Annotated in this window: 13 protein-coding genes and 2 pseudogenes; 14 read left to right on the top strand and 1 reads right to left on the bottom strand. The window is 71.3% G+C overall.

The window, feature by feature from the left end; translation table 11 throughout:
* The first annotated feature begins 130 nt into the window (after nt 1–130).
* From AB0M39_RS09910 to AB0M39_RS09900, 3 genes and pseudogenes are all read left to right on the top strand, one after another.
* A complete protein-coding gene (locus AB0M39_RS09910) occupies nt 131–1786 on the top strand; it encodes an MFS transporter (RefSeq protein ID WP_365362130.1) in 1656 nt (551 codons plus the stop codon).
* Between the two features lie 75 nt (nt 1787–1861).
* The gene (locus AB0M39_RS09905; protein ID WP_365362128.1) at nt 1862–2908 is read left to right on the top strand and encodes an NAD-dependent epimerase/dehydratase family protein; all 1047 of its coding nucleotides are present in this window, start codon (nt 1862–1864) and stop codon (nt 2906–2908) included.
* Nucleotides 2909–2975: 67 nt separating this feature from the next.
* Nucleotides 2976–4193: pseudogene (locus AB0M39_RS09900) on the top strand (acyltransferase); the annotation flags it as partial.
* A gap of 31 nt (nt 4194–4224) precedes the next feature.
* Here the strand turns inward: AB0M39_RS09900 and AB0M39_RS09895 are convergent.
* Entirely contained in the window at nt 4225–5307 is a 1083-nt protein-coding gene (locus tag AB0M39_RS09895) for a cation diffusion facilitator family transporter (RefSeq protein WP_365362126.1), read from the bottom strand.
* Nucleotides 5308–5716: 409 nt separating this feature from the next.
* Here AB0M39_RS09895 and AB0M39_RS09890 point away from each other — a divergent pair, with 409 nt between their 5' ends.
* From AB0M39_RS09890 to argF, 11 genes and pseudogenes are all read left to right on the top strand, one after another.
* On the top strand, nt 5717–6067 hold the full coding sequence (locus AB0M39_RS09890) for a PRC-barrel domain containing protein (RefSeq protein ID WP_365362124.1): 351 nt from the start codon (nt 5717–5719) through the stop codon (nt 6065–6067).
* A gap of 102 nt (nt 6068–6169) precedes the next feature.
* Nucleotides 6170–6574 carry a cell division protein SepF gene (locus AB0M39_RS09885; RefSeq protein WP_365362122.1) on the top strand — a complete coding sequence of 135 codons (405 nt, stop codon included), beginning with the start codon at nt 6170–6172 and terminating at the stop codon, nt 6572–6574.
* A gap of 55 nt (nt 6575–6629) precedes the next feature.
* Nucleotides 6630–7778, top strand: a complete 1149-nt coding sequence (locus tag AB0M39_RS09880; protein WP_365362120.1) for an ATP-binding protein — start codon at nt 6630–6632, stop codon at nt 7776–7778.
* Nucleotides 7775–8107 (top strand): nucleotide pyrophosphohydrolase, encoded by a 333-nt coding sequence (locus AB0M39_RS09875; protein WP_365362118.1) that lies wholly within the window; start codon nt 7775–7777, stop codon nt 8105–8107. The genes AB0M39_RS09880 and AB0M39_RS09875 overlap by 4 nt, the downstream gene beginning before the upstream one ends.
* A gap of 183 nt (nt 8108–8290) precedes the next feature.
* Nucleotides 8291–8731: pseudogene (locus AB0M39_RS09870) on the top strand (DUF6099 family protein); the annotation flags it as partial.
* Between the two features lie 447 nt (nt 8732–9178).
* The gene (locus tag AB0M39_RS09865; protein WP_365362116.1) at nt 9179–10102 is read left to right on the top strand and encodes an LLM class F420-dependent oxidoreductase; all 924 of its coding nucleotides are present in this window, start codon (nt 9179–9181) and stop codon (nt 10100–10102) included.
* 22 nt (nt 10103–10124) lie between these two features.
* The gene (mmuM, locus tag AB0M39_RS09860) at nt 10125–11078 is read left to right on the top strand and encodes a homocysteine S-methyltransferase (protein WP_365362114.1); all 954 of its coding nucleotides are present in this window, start codon (nt 10125–10127) and stop codon (nt 11076–11078) included.
* A 47-nt stretch (nt 11079–11125) separates the two neighbouring features.
* Nucleotides 11126–12628: a 3' terminal RNA ribose 2'-O-methyltransferase Hen1 gene (locus AB0M39_RS09855; RefSeq protein WP_365362112.1), complete on the top strand. Its 1503-nt coding sequence runs from the start codon at nt 11126–11128 to the stop codon at nt 12626–12628.
* Entirely contained in the window at nt 12625–15180 is a 2556-nt protein-coding gene (locus AB0M39_RS09850; RefSeq protein WP_365362110.1) for a polynucleotide kinase-phosphatase, read from the top strand. The genes AB0M39_RS09855 and AB0M39_RS09850 overlap by 4 nt, the downstream gene beginning before the upstream one ends.
* Nucleotides 15181–15522: 342 nt before the next feature.
* A complete protein-coding gene (locus tag AB0M39_RS09845) occupies nt 15523–16755 on the top strand; it encodes an arginine deiminase (RefSeq protein ID WP_365362108.1) in 1233 nt (410 codons plus the stop codon).
* A gap of 165 nt (nt 16756–16920) precedes the next feature.
* Nucleotides 16921–17931: an ornithine carbamoyltransferase gene (gene argF / locus AB0M39_RS09840; protein WP_365362106.1), complete on the top strand. Its 1011-nt coding sequence runs from the start codon at nt 16921–16923 to the stop codon at nt 17929–17931.
* Nucleotides 17932–18093: the final 162 nt, after the last annotated feature.

Genomic DNA, 18093 nt, shown 5'->3' with positions numbered 1-18093 from the left:
ATAGGGCCTCTTTCCGCGCCATCGAAATGCAGGAAATTGGCTGCTACACTCACGGTCGCTATCCTCGGTAAGGCAAGCCTTACCCAGTAAAGGCAACCTTGCGACCGGCTTGTTTCGGGAACGATTTTCAGTGGCAGGCGGGCTGCGAATAGCGAGGTGCCGTGCCATAACAACCGGAGAGGCATTCGTGAGCGCCACGGATACCGCGGAGGGCCGTCAGGCCCGAACCGTTCTCGTCATCACCGTCATTGCGTCGGCGCTACTGGTTATCGATATCACTATCGTTTCCGTGGCGCTGCCGTCCATTCAGGAAGACCTCGGCGGCTCGCTGGCCGCACTGCAGTGGATCATCATCGGCTACACCGTCACCTTCGGCGCCTTCCAGCAGGCGGCCGGATCGCTCTCGGACCGGCTCGGCCGCCGCCTCATGTTCATGAGCGGCATCACCCTCTTCACTGTCTCCTCGCTCGCCTGCGGCATGGCCCAGGGCGCCCTCATGCTGGACGTCTCCCGCTGTGTGCAGGGCGTCGGAGCGGCCCTGATCCTCGCCAACGCGATGCCTCTGATCGCCCAGGTCTACGAGGGCCAGCAGCGGAACATGGCCATCGCCGTCTGGGGCACCACGCTCGGCGCGTGCGGCGCCGTCGCGCCCGTCATCGGCGGTCTGCTGGTCGATCTGACCCAGTGGCGCTATCTGTTCCTGATCAACGTGCCCATCGGCCTGGTCGCGCTGGCGCTGTGCCGCACCCGGCTGCCCGCGGACCCGCCGCGCAGCTCGCTCGCCGGCATCGACTGGACCGGCGCCGCCCTGCTCGTGCTCACGCTCGGACTGGTCAACTTCGCGCTCACCCGCGGCGAGGACCAGGGCTGGGGCAGCGTCGCCACCCTCGCCCAACTCGGTGTGACCGCGGTGTTGTTCGCCGGCTTCCTGATGCTGGAGCGGCGCGTGGCCTCGCCCACGCTCGAGCTGTCGCTGTTCAAGATCCCCACCTTTGTGGCGGCGACCCTGATCGCCTTCTTCTCGCGCTTCGCGACCGTGGGCAGCTCGGTCTACTACATCCTGTACTTCCAGAGCTCCCGCGGCATCAGCCCGCTGGGCACCGGTCTGCTGATGATGGCGATCTTCGCCCCGCAGCTGGGCATGGGACTGGTCGCCGGAAAGCTCCAGGCCAAGTACTCCCCCTCGCACATCATCGCCGCCGGCTTCGGCGTCCTCGCGCTCGGCGGACTCGCCATGGCCTGGTCCTTCGACCCGGACACCGCCGTGTGGGCGGCCGTCCCCGGCCTGCTGCTGTGGGGCGTGGGCGGCGGGCTCGCGGGCAGCCCGTCCATGTCCCTCGCGGTGAACGTGGTGCCCAAGGAGCGGGCGGGCATGGCCTCCGGCGCGGTCAACAGCCTCTTCATGTTCGGCGCGGGCATGGGCGCCGCCGTGTACGGCGTGCTGTTCAAGACCCGTGTCTCCGACGAGGCGGCGGGCGATCTGCGGCTGGTCGACGGCGACCACGACGCGGTCGTCGACGCGGTCGTGCAGGGCGACATCGAGCGGGCCGTCTCGCACGCCCCCGCCGAGGCCGCCGGCCAGGTGCGCGGCACGCTGGAGTCCGCCATAGCCGCGGGCGCGTCCAGCGTCATGCTCTGGGCCGCCGTCATCGCGGTGTTCACTGCGGCGATCTCGCTGAGCCTGGTCCGCAAGAAGGACCTGCTCACCGGCGCGCCGGAGAAGGCGAAGGAGAAAGAGAAGGCGTCGTCCGAGGCGGACGCCGGCGCCGAGGCCGACCCGGCCTGACCACCAGACGGAGGCGGGGCGTCGGCCGGCGCCCCGCCTCTCCCCACCCTCCCCGCACGTCTTTGGAGACCGCTGATGACCTCGTCGGACCGCCTGCGCCTGCTCGTCCTGGGCGGTACCGGCCTCGTCTCCTCAGCCGTGGCCGCGCAGGCCCTGGCCCTCGGCCATGACGTCACCTGCGTGGCCCGGGGCACGGGCGGCTCCCCGCCGCCCGGGGCCCGACTGGTGCGCACGGACCGCAACACCCCTGGCGCCCTGGACGCCTTGCGCGGCGAGCAGTTCGACGCGGTCGTCGAGTGCGCGACCCTCTCGCTGCGCTGGGTCCAGGACGCCCTGCGGTCCGTGCGCGCCGACCACTGGACGTTCGTCTCCTCCGTCAGCGTCTACGCCGACACCTACAGCCCCGGCCAGTGCGCGCGGACCGCCCCGCTGCGGCCCCCGCTGCCGGACCCGGGCATCGGATACGACCCCGCCGTCGACCCCGAGCCCTCCCAGGCGACGTACGGCGGCGTGAAGCTCGCCTGCGAACAGGCGGTCATGGACGCGACCGACGGGCGGGCCTTCGTCGTACGGCCCGGGCTGATCGTCGGCCCCGGGGACGACGTCAGCCCGTTCGGCTACTGGCCGCTGCGCATGGCGCGCGGCGGCGCCGCGGTCGTCCCCGCGGACCTCGCCGCCGACGGATCCCCGGTCCCGGCGCAGGTCGTGGACGTACGCGATCTGGCCCGCTGGATCGTCGACCAGGCCGCCGCGCGCGCCGAAGGGGTCTTCGACGCGGTCGGCCCCGCCGTGCGCCTGGCGGATCTGCTCGGCGAGGTCGCCGACGAGGTCGGCTCGGACACCCTGGAGCTCGTGCCGGTCGCGGAGGAGGAGCTGCTGGCCGCCGGAGTCCAGCCGTGGACCGGGCCCAGATCGCTCGCCCTGTGGCCGCCGCGCGCGCTGCACGGCGCGCTCGCCCGCGACGCGACCTCGTCCTTCGCGGCGGGGCTGCGCACGCGGCCGATCGCACAGACCGCCGCCGCGGTCCTGCGCGACCGGCTGGGACGGGGCGTGGGCGCCCGTCCGGTCGCCGGACTGAACCCGATCGAGGAGGCCGCGCTGCTGAGGCTGCTCGGGCGGTAGGGGTCGCCCGAGGACGCGGGGCGCACGCGTTCAAGAGGCCTGTCTGCAACTGGAGTTGCAGCCGCGGATGCCATCTGTAGGTGGCATACATCCGGCCATCGCCGTTGATAGGTTCTGGCCCGTTCTGCAACCCTCTGCCGCGTTCTGCCTCGTGCTGACCGGAAACGGCTGCGTCCGCCGCCTACGAGGAGAAGCCTTGGCTACGGCACTTCCCCAGTCCTCCACCGCCGGATCCGCCGCACCAGGGGGACCCTCGGCGGGATCGGCCTTGTCGCGGCTTCCCTCGCTGACCGGCCTCCGGTTCTTCGCGGCGTTCGTCGTCTTCGCCTCGCACGCCTACTTCGCCATCTGGTTCGACGGCCGATTCGAGGACAACACCCTCGCCATGCTGGCGCTGACGGCCGCCCGCTCCGGCGTCGGCTTCTTCTTCCTGCTGAGCGGATTCGTCCTCGCCTGGTCCGCGCGGACCGACGACACGGTCGCCGGATTCTGGCGGCGCAGAGCCGCGAAGATCTACCCCACGCACGCGGTCACCTGGTTCGCGGCGATGGTGCTGATCTACTGGACGGGCGGCCAGGTCGCCGCCCGCCAGGCCGTGCCCAATCTGCTGCTGGTGCAGTCCTGGTCGCCGGTCTTCGACGTGTACGACAGCGTCAACGGAGTCTCCTGGTCGCTGTCCTGCGAGGCCTTCTTCTACCTCTGCTTCCCGCTGCTGATCCACTGGATCCGGCGGATACCGGCCCGGCTGCTGTGGCACTGCGCGGCCGGCCTCGCGCTCGCGGTCATCCTGCTGCCGCTGCCGGCCACCGTCGCCCTCTCGGGCGAGCCGAAGTTCGCCACGTTCCCGGTGACACTGCACCAGTACTGGTTCGTGTACGTCTTCCCGGCCTCACGGCTGCTGGAGTTCGTCCTCGGCATGCTGCTGGCCAGGGCGGTGCTGGACGGCCGGCGGGTCGCCGTCCGCTACTGGCACGCGCTGGCGGCGCTCGCCGTCGGATACCCGCTGGCCCTGAACGTGCCGTTCCTCTACGCCATCGCTGCGGTCCTCGTTGTGCCGATGGCGCTGCTCGTCCTCGCGGCCGCGGGCGCCGACCTCCGGGGCGGCCGCTCCCTCCCGCGGCGCCGCGCGATGGTGTGGCTGGGGGAGATCTCCTTCGCGTTCTACATGGTCCATATGCTCGTGCTGCAGTACGGCTACCAGGAGATCGACCCCGACCGCACGGCCTCGACCGGTGTGCGCGTCGCCGCTCTCCTGGGCATGTTCGCCGTCGTGCTGCTCGTCTCGTGGGCCCTGTACGCCCTGGTGGAGCGGCCGATCACGCGCCGCTGGGGCTCGGGGCGGAAGAGCCCCCGTGATCGTGCTCGTGGCCATGGTGGTCGTGTCCGTGACCATGGCCCTGAGCAGCCGGGCGCCCATGGTCGTGACCGTGCGGACGGCCCCGGGCCGGGCCGTTGAGCGAGCGGCCCCGGTGGTAGACCTCGCCGTGCGCCTGCTCGCAGTGCTTCTGCTGGTCCCCCTGGTCGTCCTCCCATGAGCCGACGCCCTTGACATAGCCCGGCGCGTGGTCGACCTGGAGCGTGGCGTGGGTGATCCCGAACTCCTCGCGCAGGAGCGTGTGCACGTCCTCCCGCACCGTGTGGCAGCTGCCGCCGGGCTCGACCAGCACATGGGCGGAGAGGACGACCTCGCCCGAGGTGATCTCCCAGACGTGCAGGTCGTGGACCTCGACCACCGTGTCCCGCTTGGCCATCCGGTCGCCGACGGCGTCCGGGTCCACGCCCTCGGGCGCCGCCTCCAGGAAGATCCGCCCGGACGCCCGGACCAGGGACACGCCGGACCTGACCATCAGGGCGACGACGATCAGCGAGGCGACGGCGTCGGCGCGGACGAACCCGGTGACCAGCACGACGGCGCCGGCCACGGCGGTCGCGATGAAGGCGTACAGATCGGTGATGATGTGCTGGAACGCGCCCTCGACGTTGAGCGAGGAGCGGTTCGCCTTCGACATGCACCAGGCGGCCACGATGTTGACGGCCACTCCGGCCAGCGCCGTGATCAGCACCGGCGCGCCGCCCACCTCGGGCGGCTCTATCAGCCGCTCCACGGCCTCGTAGGCGAGCCAGACGGAGAGCAGCAGCAGGGTCAGGCCGTTGGCCTGGGCGGAGAGGATCTCGGCCCGCTTCAACCCATAGGTGTAGCCGCCGCGCGCCGGGCGGGCCGCCAGCCTCATGGCCACGAGCGCGAGCACGATCGACGCCGCGTCGGAAAGCATATGCGCGGCATCGGAAATCAGGGCGAGGGAATTCACCGCCAGGCCGATGAAGAATTCCACCGCCATATAGGCGGTGATCAGGGCTAACGAGATGGATAACCATCGGCGATCGGCGTCCGCGGACACGGCATGGCTGTGCGAATGCCCATGTCCGTGGCCATGGCCGTGACTGTGGCCATGCTCGCCGCCGTGCCCGCGGTCGTGACCTCGTTTGTTCTCATGGCCGTGATCGTGTGCGGTATCTGGCTGGTTCTTTACGTCGGAGCTGCGGTGTTCAGGACTCATGAGACTCCCCGTTGTCGGGATCCGGCAGGGGGATTGAAGCGCATGCCGATCGAAATATCAAAGGCTGCAATGGAGACGGTTATCGACTCCGCGCTTTCTGATTATGGTTGTCGCCGTCAACGCCAATGCGGCGACCGCTCGGCGGAGGCGCCGGCGGGGTGCATGGGAGGCGGGCGGCCGGGTATCCGCTGGGCGGGTCGGCGAAGGAGCCGACGCGGAACAGCAGCCGCAGCACCGTGAGGAGGCGGTCATGACCAGCGACATGTGGGGCTACCGCGACACGGCGGGATATGTGCCCGGCGCACAGCTCGTCGGCTATGGCGTCGAGGCGTCCGACGGCCCCATAGGCAAGATCGACAAGCACACGGAGGAAGTGGGCCGGTCCTTCGTCGTCGTGGACACGGGCCCATGGATCCTCGGTCGGCGGGTGGTGCTCCCGGCGGGCCTGGTGACCAGCATCGACACACAGGACGAGAAGGTCCGCGTCTCGTGCACGAAGGGCGAGGTCAAGGACTCGCCCGACTTCGAGGGCGGCCAGGACGAGAACGACGTCTCCTTCATCCGGCTGATCGAGCACTACTACGCGAACCGGCGCATGTGACGCCCGGACCCGGCGCGGCCGGGCTCCAGGAGGCGCGTCGCACGCCGCGGAACGCCCTACGGGGCGTGTCGGTGTTGGGCCGAACGGGTGAGGGGCGGGAGGATGGCGCCCATGAGTAGGTACGAGAGGTACGACGTCACCGACGAGCAGTGGGAGGGGCTGGCCCAAGTCGTCCCCCTGCGGGGACGCAACGAATGGCCGTCGCGGGTCGACCACCACACCATCCCGCAGGAGTACGCGGCCGAGCAGCGCCGATTCGTCGTACTGCGCGTGCAGGTCTTCGCCGACGCGCGCGAGGTCGCCGAGTACCTCGTCGCCCAGATCCCGGTGCTGCTCGACCTGACGAGCGCGGACACCGAAGTCGCCAAGCGGATCCTCGACTTCAGCAGCGGAGTCGTCTTCGGCCTCGGCAGCGGTATGCATCGAGTCGACCGCAATGTCTTCCTGCTCGCCCCGGTCGGAACAGAGGTCGAAGGGATCGCCGCCGCGGCCGTCCCTCATTCGTAGGAAGGCCGTCCAGAGGGAACGGTTCGGCTTCGCTCGCGCTGCGTACCGTCCGCCCATGGACGCGAACACGCCGCTCACCAGCGGGAACAGCCCCCGCCCCGTCGTCGTCGAACTACGGCTCTCCGCCTTCAAGTCGCACCGGGGTGCGGCCTTCCCGCTCGGGCCGCTCACCCTCTTCACGGGGGCGAGCGGCAGCGGCAAGTCCAGTGCCCTCCAGGCGTACGAGGCGCTGGCACGGCTGGCCGCCGGAGAGGAGCTGGCCGCGGTCTTCCCGGACCCGGCCGCGTGCGTGCCGGAGCGGGCCGAGGCCGACCGCCAGGGGCGGCGGGGCTTCCGGATCGGCTGCACGGTCGACGGCCCGGCCGGTCCCGTGCGGCTCGATCTGGCCGTGCAGGCCGAGCCGGAACTGCGGGTCGTCGGCGAGCGGTTGACCGCCGGCGGACAGACCCTGCTGACCACCGCGCTGCGCGATCCGAGCCGCTCCTCGGTGCAGGCTGCCTGGCACACCGCCGGCGCCGCGTCCGTCACCCGCGCCCCGCTGCCGGACGACCGGCTCGGCACCGCCCTGCTGCCGCTGCGCGTAGCCGGCAAGACCCAGGGCCAGTTACGGGTCCTGGCCGCCGCCGAGCAGGTGGTGGTGGCGCTGCGGTCCGTCTTCGTCTGCGATCCCCAGCCGCAGCTGATGCGCCGGCCCGTCGACCCGCGGGAGAGCCGGCTGCGGCGCGGCTGCGACAACCTGGCCGCCGTGCTGCACCGGACGCGGCGCCAGTGCGCCCGGCGGCACGCCCGGCTGGCAGCCGCGGCGCGGGCGGGCTGCGCGGGGGAGGTGGCGGACCTCGCCGTCGACGAGCTCGACGACGGCACCGTGCGCGCCCTGCTCGCGCGGGGCGACGCGGGCGCGGCCACCCCTCTGGGGCGGCTCGGAGAGGGCGAGTTGAGGTTTCTGGGCCTCGCGCTGGTGCTGCTCACCGGGCCGGGCGTGCTGGCCGTGGAGCAGGCGGCCGAGGTGCCGTCGGCGCTCCAGTCGCTCACGGTCCTCGCGGACGGCCTCGACCGCTGCCTGGACGCGCGCCAGAGGAGCGAGCTGATCTCGCTGGGCGCGGAGATGTGCGCACGGGGGCACATCAGGCTGGTGGGGGCGGTCGGCGATGCGTCGGCTGCGCGTGGGGCGGCCGGTGTGACGGTGGTAGACCTGGTGCCGTGACAAGAGACGACGGACTGGACGTGGCCGGGCTGCAGCGCAGGCTGGTCGAATTCGCGGCGGCGCGGCAGTGGCAGCCGTACCACACCCCGAAGAACCTGGCGGTGGCCCTCAGCGTGGAGGCGTCCGAACTGGTGGAGATCTTCCAGTGGTTGACGCCGGAGCAGTCGGCCCAGGTCATGGAGGGCGAGGAGGCCGCGCACCGGGTGCGCGACGAGGTCGCGGACGTGCTGGCCTATCTGCTGCAGTTCTGCGAGGTGCTGGGCGTGGACGCGCTGGCGGCGCTCTCCGAGAAGATCGACCGGAATGAGGTCCGCTTCCCCGCGAAGTGATCCTTTCCGAGGGCTCGAACGTGGCTTCCACGAGGGCTTCGTCACTCTATGGAGTCATCAAGTTATCCACAACGGCCTTCCTGTCCACAGATTTCCGAATTCCCCTGGCTTTTCGGCTCAAGGACCTTCACTCTGGGTAATGAACTGAGTGGGCAGAAAGTCGTATGAACGGGGGCGGCATAGATGGATGCGGAGCGACTCATCGGAGCCAGCCGGCACGCCCTGGCGCAGAGCCAGGAAGTGCCGGACATCGTGGCGGAGGCATGGCAGGCCCAGGCCCTCGCCCAGGCGATCGGCGGCAGGCTGGCCGTGTGCGGCCCGCCCGAGCTGAGGGGAGAGGCGCGGGGGCTCAGCGAGATCGGCGGCCGCGGGTGCGGAGTGCTCGACCACCCGATGGTGCGCAGCGGCGCGGTCCGCGCCGGACAGCTGACCGAAGTGATCGACACCCGACGCACGTTGACCGGGCTGAACGCGCTGCTGGGGGACGTGGGCATCGCCCTGGTCGGCGTCGCGTGCGCGACGGACGAGGAGGGGTTGTACTGGCTGTGCATCGAGGCGATAGACGCAGCCGACGAGTCGAGCGACCGGGTGCGGGGCATGCTGCGCCGGCTCACGGTGCGCGACTCGGAGAGACCCTCGGGCGTGGCCCGGGGCAGAGGAGATCCGGTCGAGCCGCTGCAGACGCCCGAGTTATGCGGGGCGTCCGGCTCCGGTGGGGCGCCTGGCGGCGATGCGCCCGACAGACCCGGCTCGTCGGAGGGGCCGCCGGGCGCGGCGGGCGCGTTGGGCGCGCCGGTCCCCGCCGGCCCAGCGGACGCGGTGGACCCACGGGACCCACGGGACCCACGGGGGGCTCGGGACGCACGGGATGCACGGGATGCGGTGGACGCGGTGGACTCGGCGGCGGGTCCATCATGACCTCGCGATCATGTGTCGCTCGATACGCGCCCCTGTGGGACCGCCTCGCCCGAAGTCTGCCGCTCGGCGTCCGTCTTTTTCACCCGACCGTGCCGCGGTGGGCGTGGCGGGGACGGTGGGGTTGACGGCCGTTCGACGGTGCAGGATGGGTGTATGGATCTTCGAATCTTCACCGAGCCCCAGCAAGGGGCGAGCTACTCCACCCTGCTAACTGTTGCCAAGGCCACCGAGGACCTGGGCTTCGACGCCTTCTTCCGCTCTGACCACTACGTCAGCATGGGGTCCGCCGACGGTCTCCCCGGGCCGACCGACGCCTGGATCACCCTGGCCGGGCTCGCCCGCGAGACGAGTCGGATCCGCCTCGGCACGCTGATGACCGCGGGGACCTTCCGGCTGCCGGGCGTGCTCGCCATCCAGGTCGCGCAGGTCGACCAGATGTCGGGCGGCCGGGTCGAGCTGGGCCTGGGCGCCGGCTGGTTCGAGGAGGAGCACAAGGCGTACGGCATCCCCTTCCCCAAGGAGAAGTTCGCACGGCTCGAGGAGCAGCTGGCCATCGTGACCGGGCTGTGGGCCACGGAGATCGGCAAGACGTTCTCCTACGACGGCGCGCACTACCAGCTCGCCGACTCGCCCGCGCTGCCCAAGCCCGCCCAGGAAAAGGTGCCGGTCCTGATCGGCGGCCACGGGGCGACCCGCACCCCCAGGCTCGCCGCGCAGTACGCCGACGAGTTCAACATCCCCTTCGCCTCCGTCGAGGACAGCGAGCGCCAGTTCGGCCGGGTCCGCGCCGCCGCGGAGGCGGCCGGGCGGGGAGCGGACGACCTGGTGTACTCCAACGCCCTGGTCGTCTGCGTGGGCAAGGACGACGCGGAGGTGGCCCGCCGCGCCGCCGCCATCGGACGGGACGTGGACGAGCTGAAGGCGAACGGGCTGGCCGGCTCGCCCGCCGAAGTGGTCGACAAGATCGGTCGGTACGCCGCGATCGGATCGTCCCGGGTCTACCTCCAGCTCCTGGACCTGGGGGACCTGGACCACCTGGAGCTGATCTCCGCGCAGGTCCAGTCCCAGCTCGGCTGATCCGCACCCGGGAGTGATCGAGATGCCCGCCCGTACGCTCGCCTCCGCGCTCGCCGAGGGGCCCGTCGTCCTCGACGGCGGTCTGTCCAACCAGCTGGAGGCGCAGGGCTGCGATCTGTCCGACGCGCTCTGGTCGGCGCGGCTGCTCGCCGACGGGCCGCGGCAGATCGAGGCAGCGCACGCGGCGTATGCGCGGGCGGGCGCGCAGGTGCTCATCACCTCCAGCTATCAGGCCACGTTCGAGGGCTTCGCCCAGCGGGGCGTGGGACGGGAGGAGGCCGCGGAGCTGCTGGCTCGCAGTGTGGCGCTGGCGCGCGCCGCGGGCGCGGGGGCCGGGCGGGAGGTCTGGGTCGCGGCCTCGGTCGGGCCGTACGGCGCGATGCTCGCGGACGGCAGCGAGTACCGCGGCCGGTACGGACTGTCCGTGCGGGAGCTGGAGCGCTTCCACCGGCCGAGGGTGGAGGCTCTGGCCGCCGCCGGAGCGGATGTGCTGGCGCTGGAGACGGTGCCGGACATGGACGAGGCGGAGGCCCTGCTGCGGGTGGTCGAGGGCTGCGGGGTCCCCGTCTGGCTCTCGTACAGCGTCGTGGGCCGGCGGACCCGGGCGGGGCAGGAGCTGGCGCGGGCCTTCGCGCTGGCAGCGGGCCGGGAGGAGGTGATCGCCGTCGGGGTGAACTGCTGCGAGCCGGGCGACGCCGGCCCGGCGGTCGAGCTCGCCGCACAGTCGACGGGCAAGCCGGTCGTCGTCTACCCGAACAGCGGGGAGCGGTGGGACGCGGACGCGCGCGGATGGCGCGGCGCGACGACGTACGACCCGGCCATGGCACGGCAGTGGGCGGCGGCCGGCGCCCGGCTGATCGGCGGCTGCTGCCGGGTCGGGCCGCGTCAGATCTCCCGGCTCAAGGAGTCGCTGGACAGGAGCGCAGAAGACCTTGAAGAGAAGGGAGCAACGAGGGAGCCGGGGACCGGAGCCTGAGGAAAACTGCTGGTCGCAGCGGCAGGAAGACGGTCATACTCGGACACGTGTTCTTGACGATCAGTACGACCGGAGACCTGGAACGTCCTGCCACCGACCTCGGATTCCTGCTGCACAAGCATCCCGACCGGGCGCAGACGTTCTCCACCTCGCACGGCACGGCGCATGTCTTCTACCCGGAGGCGTCCGCCGAGCGCTGCACGGCCGCGCTGCTGCTGGAGGTGGATCCGGTGGCGCTGGTGCGGCGCGGCAAGGGCAAGGGCCGCGGCGGCGCGCCCGACTCGGCGCTCGCCCAGTACGTCAACGACCGACCCTACGCCGCCTCGTCCCTGCTGGCCGTCGCGCTGAGCACGGTGTTCAAGAGCGCCCTTCGGGGCGTGTGCGCCGCGCTGCCCGAGCGGGCCCAGAGCCCGCTGCCGCTGCGCGTCGAGGTGCCCGCGCTGCCCGCGCGCGGCGGGGCCGAGCTGGTCCGCAAGCTGTTCGGGCCGCTGGGCTGGACGTCGGTCGAGGCCGAGCCGGTGGTGCTGGACGAGCGGTTCCCGGAGTGGGGCGACTCGCGCTACGTACAGCTGGTGCTCGAAGGGGAGCTGCGGCTCGCCGACGCGCTGCGGCAGCTGTACGTCCTGCTGCCGGTGCTCGACGACGCCAAGCACTACTGGGTCGCGCCCGACGAGGTGGACAAGCTGCTGCGGGCCGGCGAGGGCTGGCTGGCCGATCACCCCGAGCAGAAGCTGATCACCAGCCGCTATCTGGCGCGCCGCTGGGGGCTGACCCGGCAGGCGATGGAGCGACTGGAGCTGGTGCGGCTCGCCGAGGCCGACGACCTCGAGGTCGAGGACGTCGACAACGCGGTGGACGAGGCGACGGACACGGAAGACAGGCCCGTGCCGCTCGCCGAGCAGCGCAGGGAGGCGATCCTGAACGCCCTGCGGGCCGCCGGGGCGAGCCGGGTGCTCGACCTGGGCTGCGGACAGGGCCAGTTGGTGCAGGCACTGCTCAAGGACGTGCGGTTCACCGAGATCGTGGGCGTCGACGTGTCCGTACGGGCGCTGACCATCGCCGAGCGACGGCTGAAGCTGGACCGGATGGGCGAGCGGCAGGCCGCGCGGGTCAAGCTCACCCAGGGCTCGCTCACCTATACCGACAAGCGGCTCGGCGGCTATGACGCCGCCGTGCTCAGCGAGGTTGTCGAGCACCTCGACCTGCCGAGGCTGCCGGCGCTGGAGTACGCGGTGTTCGGGTCGGCGCGGCCGGGGACCGTGCTGGTGACCACGCCGAACGTCGAGTACAACGTCCGCTGGGAGACGCTGCCCGCCGGGCACGTACGCCATGGCGACCACCGCTTCGAGTGGACGCGCGAGGAGTTCCGCTCCTGGGCCGGCGCGGTCGCGCAGCGGCATGGATACGCGGTGGAGTTCGTGCCCGTCGGACCCGACGACCCCGAGGTGGGGCCGCCCACGCAGATGGCGGTGTTCACCCGGGCCGACGACACCACGGCCGAGAAGACCGAGAAGACCGAGAAGAGCAAGAGGGAGGCGAAGGCCGCATGACCAGTACGACAGACACCGCCGCGCCGGCGAAGCGCACACTGCCGGTCACCGACCTCTCGCTGGTCGTCCTCATCGGGGCCACCGGCTCCGGCAAGTCCACGTTCGCCCGCAAGCACTTCAAGGCCACCGAGGTCGTCTCCTCGGACTTCTGCCGCGGACTGGTCGCCGACGACGAGAACGACCAGAGCGCGAGCGGCGACGCCTTCGACCTGCTCCACTACATCGCCGGCAAGCGGCTCGCCGCCGGACGGCTGACCGTCGTCGACGCCACCAGCGTGCAGCAGGAGAGCCGCCGGCAGCTGGTCCAGCTGGCCCGGCAGCACGACGTGCTGCCGATCGCGATCGTGCTCGACCTGCCGGAGGCGGTGTGCGCCGAACGCAACGCGGGGCGCCCCGACCGTGCCGGCATGCCCCGGCACGTCATCCAGCGCCACCGCCGCGAGCTGCACCGCTCGCTGCGCGGACTGGAGCGCGAGGGCTTCCGCAAGGTGCACATCCTGCGCAGCGTGGAGGAGGTCGAGAGCGCCGAGGTCGTCCTGGAGCACCGGTACAACGACCTTCGCCACCTCACCGGGCCCTTCGACATCATCGGCGACGTCCATGGCTGCAGCTCCGAGCTGGAGACCCTGCTCGGCCGGCTCGGCTATGCGGACGGCGTACACCCCGAGGGACGTACGGCCGTCTTCGTCGGAGACCTCGTCGACCGCGGGCCCGACAGCCCCGGCGTGCTCCGCCGGGTCATGGGCATGGTCGCCGACGGCAACGCCCTGTGCGTCCCCGGCAACCACGAGAACAAGCTGGGCCGCTGGCTCAAGGGCCGCAACGTCCAGCACACGCACGGCCTCGCCGAGACCATCGAGCAGCTGGAGCGCGAGGACGACGGCTTCCGCGAGCAGGTACGGGAGTTCATCGACGGGCTCGTCAGCCACTACGTCCTCGACGAGGGCAGGCTGGTGGTCTGCCACGCGGGCCTGCCCGAGAAGTACCACGGGCGCACCTCGGGCCGGGTGCGCTCGCACGCGCTGTACGGCGACACCACCGGCGAGACCGACGAGTTCGGGCTGCCCGTGCGCTACCCGTGGGCGGAGGACTACCGAGGCCGCGCGGCAGTGGTGTACGGCCACACCCCCGTGCCCGACACCTCGTGGATCAACAACACCATCTGCCTGGACACCGGAGCGGTCTTCGGCGGCAAGATGACCGCGCTGCGCTGGCCGGAGCGCGAGCTGGTCGACGTGCCGGCGGAGAAGGTCTGGTACGAACCGGCCAAGCCGCTCCTCACCGAGGCCCCGGGCGGGCGCGAGGGCCGTCCGCTGGACCTCGCCGACGTGCAGGGCCGACGCGTCGTGGAGACCGGGCACATGGCCCGCATCGGCGTGCGCGAGGAGAACGCGGCCGCCGCGCTCGAGGTCATGAGCCGCTTCGCGGTGGACCCGCGGCTGCTCGCCTATCTGCCGCCCACGATGTCGCCGACCGCGACCTCGGACCGCGAGGGGTTCCTGGAGCACCCGGCCGAGGCCTTCGCCCAGTACAAGGCGGACGGCGTCGAGAAGGTCGTGTGCGAGGAGAAGCACATGGGCTCCCGCGCGGTCGTCCTCGTCTGCCGCGACGCGGCCGCCGCGCGCGAGCGGTTCGGGGTCGAGGGACCGACGGGCGCGCTCTACACCCGCACCGGGCGGCCCTTCTTCGACGACGAGAGCGTCACCGAGGAGATCCTGGGCCGGGTGCGGGCGGCGGCGGGCGAGGCCCGGCTGTGGGACGAGCTCGACACGGACTGGCTGCTGCTGGACGCCGAGCTGATGCCCTGGTCGCTCAAGGCGTCCGGGCTGCTGCGCTCGCAGTACGCCGCGGTCGGCGCGGCCTCCCGCGCCGTGCTCCCCGGAGCCACGGCCGCGCTCGCCTCCGCCGTCGCGCGCGGTGTCGAGGTGGACGGGCTGCTGGCCAAGCAGCGTGAGCGGGCGGCGGACGCCGCCGCGTTCACCGAGGCCTACCGGCAGTACTGCTGGACGACCGAGGGGCTGGAGGGGGTGCGTCTCGCGCCGTTCCAGATCCTCGCCGTGCGGGGCCGCTCGCTGGCGGCCGTCCCGCACGACGAGCAACTGGCGTGGCTGGACCGGCTGGTGGAGAACGACCCCACCTCCATGCTCCAGGTCACCCGGCGGCTCGTCGTCGAGACCGGTGACGAGGCGTCCGTCCAGGCCGGCGTCGACTGGTGGCTGGAGATGACCGGGCGCCGCGGCGAGGGCATGGTCGTCAAACCGCTCCAGGCGCTGGCCCGCGACGGCAAGGGCCGGCTCGTGCAGCCGGGGATCAAGGTCCGCGGACGCGAGTATCTGCGGATCATCTACGGCCCCGAGTACACCCGCCCGGAGAACCTGGAGCGCCTGCGCAACCGGTTCCTCGGCCACAAGCGCTCGCTCGCCCTGCGCGAGTACGCGCTGGGGCTGGAGGCCCTGGACAGGCTGGCCGCGGGCGAGCCGCTGTGGCGGATCCACGAAGCGGTCTTCGCGGTGCTGGCTCTGGAGTCGGAGCCGGTCGACCCCCGGCTCTGAGCCCTGCCGAAAGCTGAAGGGGAGGCGCTGTCAGCGCCTCCCCTTCAGTCTGCGATCACCGGCGACGGCGGCCGATGGACGCGGTGGGCAGGAGGCGTGCGCGCAGTACCGCTACGCGTGGCACATGTTTCATGGCGGCCCGGAAGCTACATATACGCCCAGGGGCCGCTGTGGCAGAAGCTGCTCAGCCTCGCCGGCGCCCGCCCTCCCGAGCTCTCGGACGGCCTGCGAGGCGCGACGGGAGTTCTCTGCGAGAGCACATCCCCGAACAGCACGTCCGGTGACGCAAGCAGCGCGTGGCTCGCCAGGTGAACAGCCGCCCGCGCGGTGAGGATGGGATACATGGGATTCCACGTCGACTCCGAGACCGGGCGGCTGCGCCAGGTCGTCCTGCACCGTCCCGATCTGGAGCTGAAGCGGCTCACGCCGAGCAACAAGGACGCCCTGCTCTTCGACGACGTGCTCTGGGTCCGCCGCGCCCGGCAGGAGCACGACGGGTTCGCCGACGTACTGCGCGACCGGGGTGTGGAGGTGCACCTCTTCGGGGATCTGCTGCGCGAGTCGCTGGAGATCCCCGAGGCCAGAAAGCTCGTACTGGACCGGGTCTTCGCCGAGAAGGAGTACGGGCCGCTCGCCACCGACCACCTCAGAGCGGCGTTCGACGCGCTGCCCACCCCGGATCTGACGGAAGCGCTGGTCGGCGGGATGACGAAGCGGGAGTTCCTCGCCGGTCACACCGAGCCGACGTCCGTCCGCTTCCATGTGATGGACCTGGACGACTTCCTGCTCCAGCCGCTGCCGAACCATCTCTTCACCCGGGACACGTCCGCCTGGATCTACGACGGCGTCTCCATCAACGCGATGCGCTGGCCCGCCCGGCAGCGGGAGACCGTGCACTTCGAGGCGATCTACAAGCACCACCCGGTCTTCACCAGCGCCCGCGCCGGCGCCTTCCACTACTGGTCGGAGGGCCAGGACGACTACCCCTCCACCATCGAGGGCGGCGACGTGCTGGTCATCGGCAACGGCGCGGTGCTGATCGGGATGAGCGAGCGCACCACCCCGCAGGCCGTGGAGATGCTGGCGCGGGGGCTGTTCGCGACCGGCTCGGCCCGTTCGATCGTGGCGCTGGACATGCCCAAGCGCCGGGCCTTCATGCACCTCGACACGGTGATGACGATGGTCGACCGGGACACGTTCACGCAGTACGCGGGGCTGGGCATGCTCCGCTCGTACACCATCGAGCCGGCCGAGGGCTCGCAGGGGCTCAGGGTCTCCGACCATCCGCCCGAGCAGATGCACAGCGCCATCGCGGCGGCGCTGGGGCTCCAGGAGATCCGCGTGCTGACGGCGACCCAGGACGTGCACTCCGCCGAGCGCGAGCAGTGGGACGACGGATGCAATGTGCTCGCCGTCGAGCCCGGGGTCGTCGTGGCGTACGAGCGCAATGTCACCACCAACACCTATCTGCGCAAGCGCGGCATCGAAGTGATCGAGATCCGGGGCAGCGAGCTGGGCCGGGGCAGGGGAGGGCCGCGGTGTATGAGCTGCCCGGTCGAGAGGGACGCCGCGTAGCGAGTGGCGCGGAACTGGGAGAGGGTCGGCGAGAGACCGTCGGCCGGGCAGGCAGGCAGGCCGGGCAGGCAGGCAGGCCGGGCAGGCCAGGTCGCCCTGAATAGCAATGCAGAGCTTCGTATATAGTTCCACGGTCACCGCAGTCGCGATCCAGGAGCAGCCACCATGGCGATACATCTCGAAGGCCGCCACTTCCTCAAGGAGCTGGACTTCACCGCCGAGGAGTTCCGCGGCCTGGTCGATCTCGCCGCCGAGCTCAAGGCGGCCAAGCGGGCCGGCACGGAGGAGCAGCGGCTGCGCGGCAAGAACATCGCCTTGATCTTCGAGAAGGCCTCCACCCGGACGCGCTGCGCCTTCGAGGTCGCGGCGGCGGACCAGGGCGCGTCGACGACGTACATCGACCCGTCCGGCTCGCACATAGGGAGCAAGGAGTCCGCGAAGGACACCGCGCGGGTGCTCGGCCGGATGTTCGACGCCATCGAGTACCGCGGGGACGGACAGGCCGTCGTCGAGGAGCTCGCCGCGTACGCGTCGGTCCCGGTCTACAACGGCCTCACCGACGACTGGCACCCCACCCAGATGCTCGCCGACGTGCTCACCATGACCGAGCACAGCGACAAGCCGCTCGACCGCATCGCCTTCGCCTACCTCGGCGACGCCCGCTTCAACATGGGCAACTCCTACCTCGTCACCGGCGCGCTGCTGGGCATGGACATCCGGATCGTCGCGCCCCAGGCGTACTGGCCGGCCGAGGAGATCGTCGCCCGGGCCCGCGAGGCCGCCGAGGCCAGCGGTGCCCGGATCACCCTCACCGAGGACGTCGCCGAAGGTGTCAAGGGCGCCGACTTCGTCGCCACCGACGTCTGGGTCTCGATGGGCGAGCCCAAGGAGATCTGGGACGAGCGCATCAAGGCGCTGGGCCCGTACGCCGTGACGATGGACGTGCTGCGCGCGACCGGCAACGCGGACGTGAAGTTCATGCACTGCCTCCCCGCCTTCCACGACCTCGGCACCGACGTCGGCCGCGGGATCCACGAGAGCCACGGTCTGAGCGAGCTCGAAGTCACCGACGAGGTCTTCGAGTCGGAGCACTCCGTCGTCTTCGACGAGGCCGAGAACCGGCTGCACACGATCAAGGCCGTCATGGTGGCCACCCTCTCCGGGGGAGCGGCCTGACGGACGGCCTCGGACGGCGGCGTCGGACGGACGGCCCGAAGGCCCACCCGGCCGTCAGGACCATCGGCCCCCAGATCGAATGGCCATGCGCACAATTGGGTGAACATGCAGCTCGGCGGCTAGTATGCCTTCGATTGTGGGGTTCGGGCTCGCGCTCGGACC

Origin of the sequence: Streptomyces sp. NPDC051907 (assembly GCF_040681075.1) — a bacterium.
Taxonomy (GTDB): domain Bacteria; phylum Actinomycetota; class Actinomycetes; order Streptomycetales; family Streptomycetaceae; genus Streptomyces.
This window is presented reverse-complemented; position numbering and strand designations above follow the sequence as displayed.

Bases quoted from the DNA above. Each gene is read 5' to 3' on its own strand.
- mmuM (WP_365362114.1), top strand. From the start codon at position 10,125: ATGCCCGCCCGTACGCTCGCCTCCGCGCTCGCCGAGGGGCCCGTCGTC.
- AB0M39_RS09890 (WP_365362124.1), top strand. From the start codon at position 5,717: ATGACCAGCGACATGTGGGGCTACCGCGACACGGCGGGATATGTGCCC.
- AB0M39_RS09845 (WP_365362108.1), top strand. From the start codon at position 15,523: ATGGGATTCCACGTCGACTCCGAGACCGGGCGGCTGCGCCAGGTCGTC.
- AB0M39_RS09885 (WP_365362122.1), top strand. From the start codon at position 6,170: ATGGCGCCCATGAGTAGGTACGAGAGGTACGACGTCACCGACGAGCAG.
- AB0M39_RS09850 (WP_365362110.1), top strand. From the start codon at position 12,625: ATGACCAGTACGACAGACACCGCCGCGCCGGCGAAGCGCACACTGCCG.
- AB0M39_RS09905 (WP_365362128.1), top strand. From the start codon at position 1,862: ATGACCTCGTCGGACCGCCTGCGCCTGCTCGTCCTGGGCGGTACCGGC.
- argF (WP_365362106.1), top strand. From the start codon at position 16,921: ATGGCGATACATCTCGAAGGCCGCCACTTCCTCAAGGAGCTGGACTTC.
- AB0M39_RS09880 (WP_365362120.1), top strand. From the start codon at position 6,630: ATGGACGCGAACACGCCGCTCACCAGCGGGAACAGCCCCCGCCCCGTC.
- AB0M39_RS09865 (WP_365362116.1), top strand. From the start codon at position 9,179: ATGGATCTTCGAATCTTCACCGAGCCCCAGCAAGGGGCGAGCTACTCC.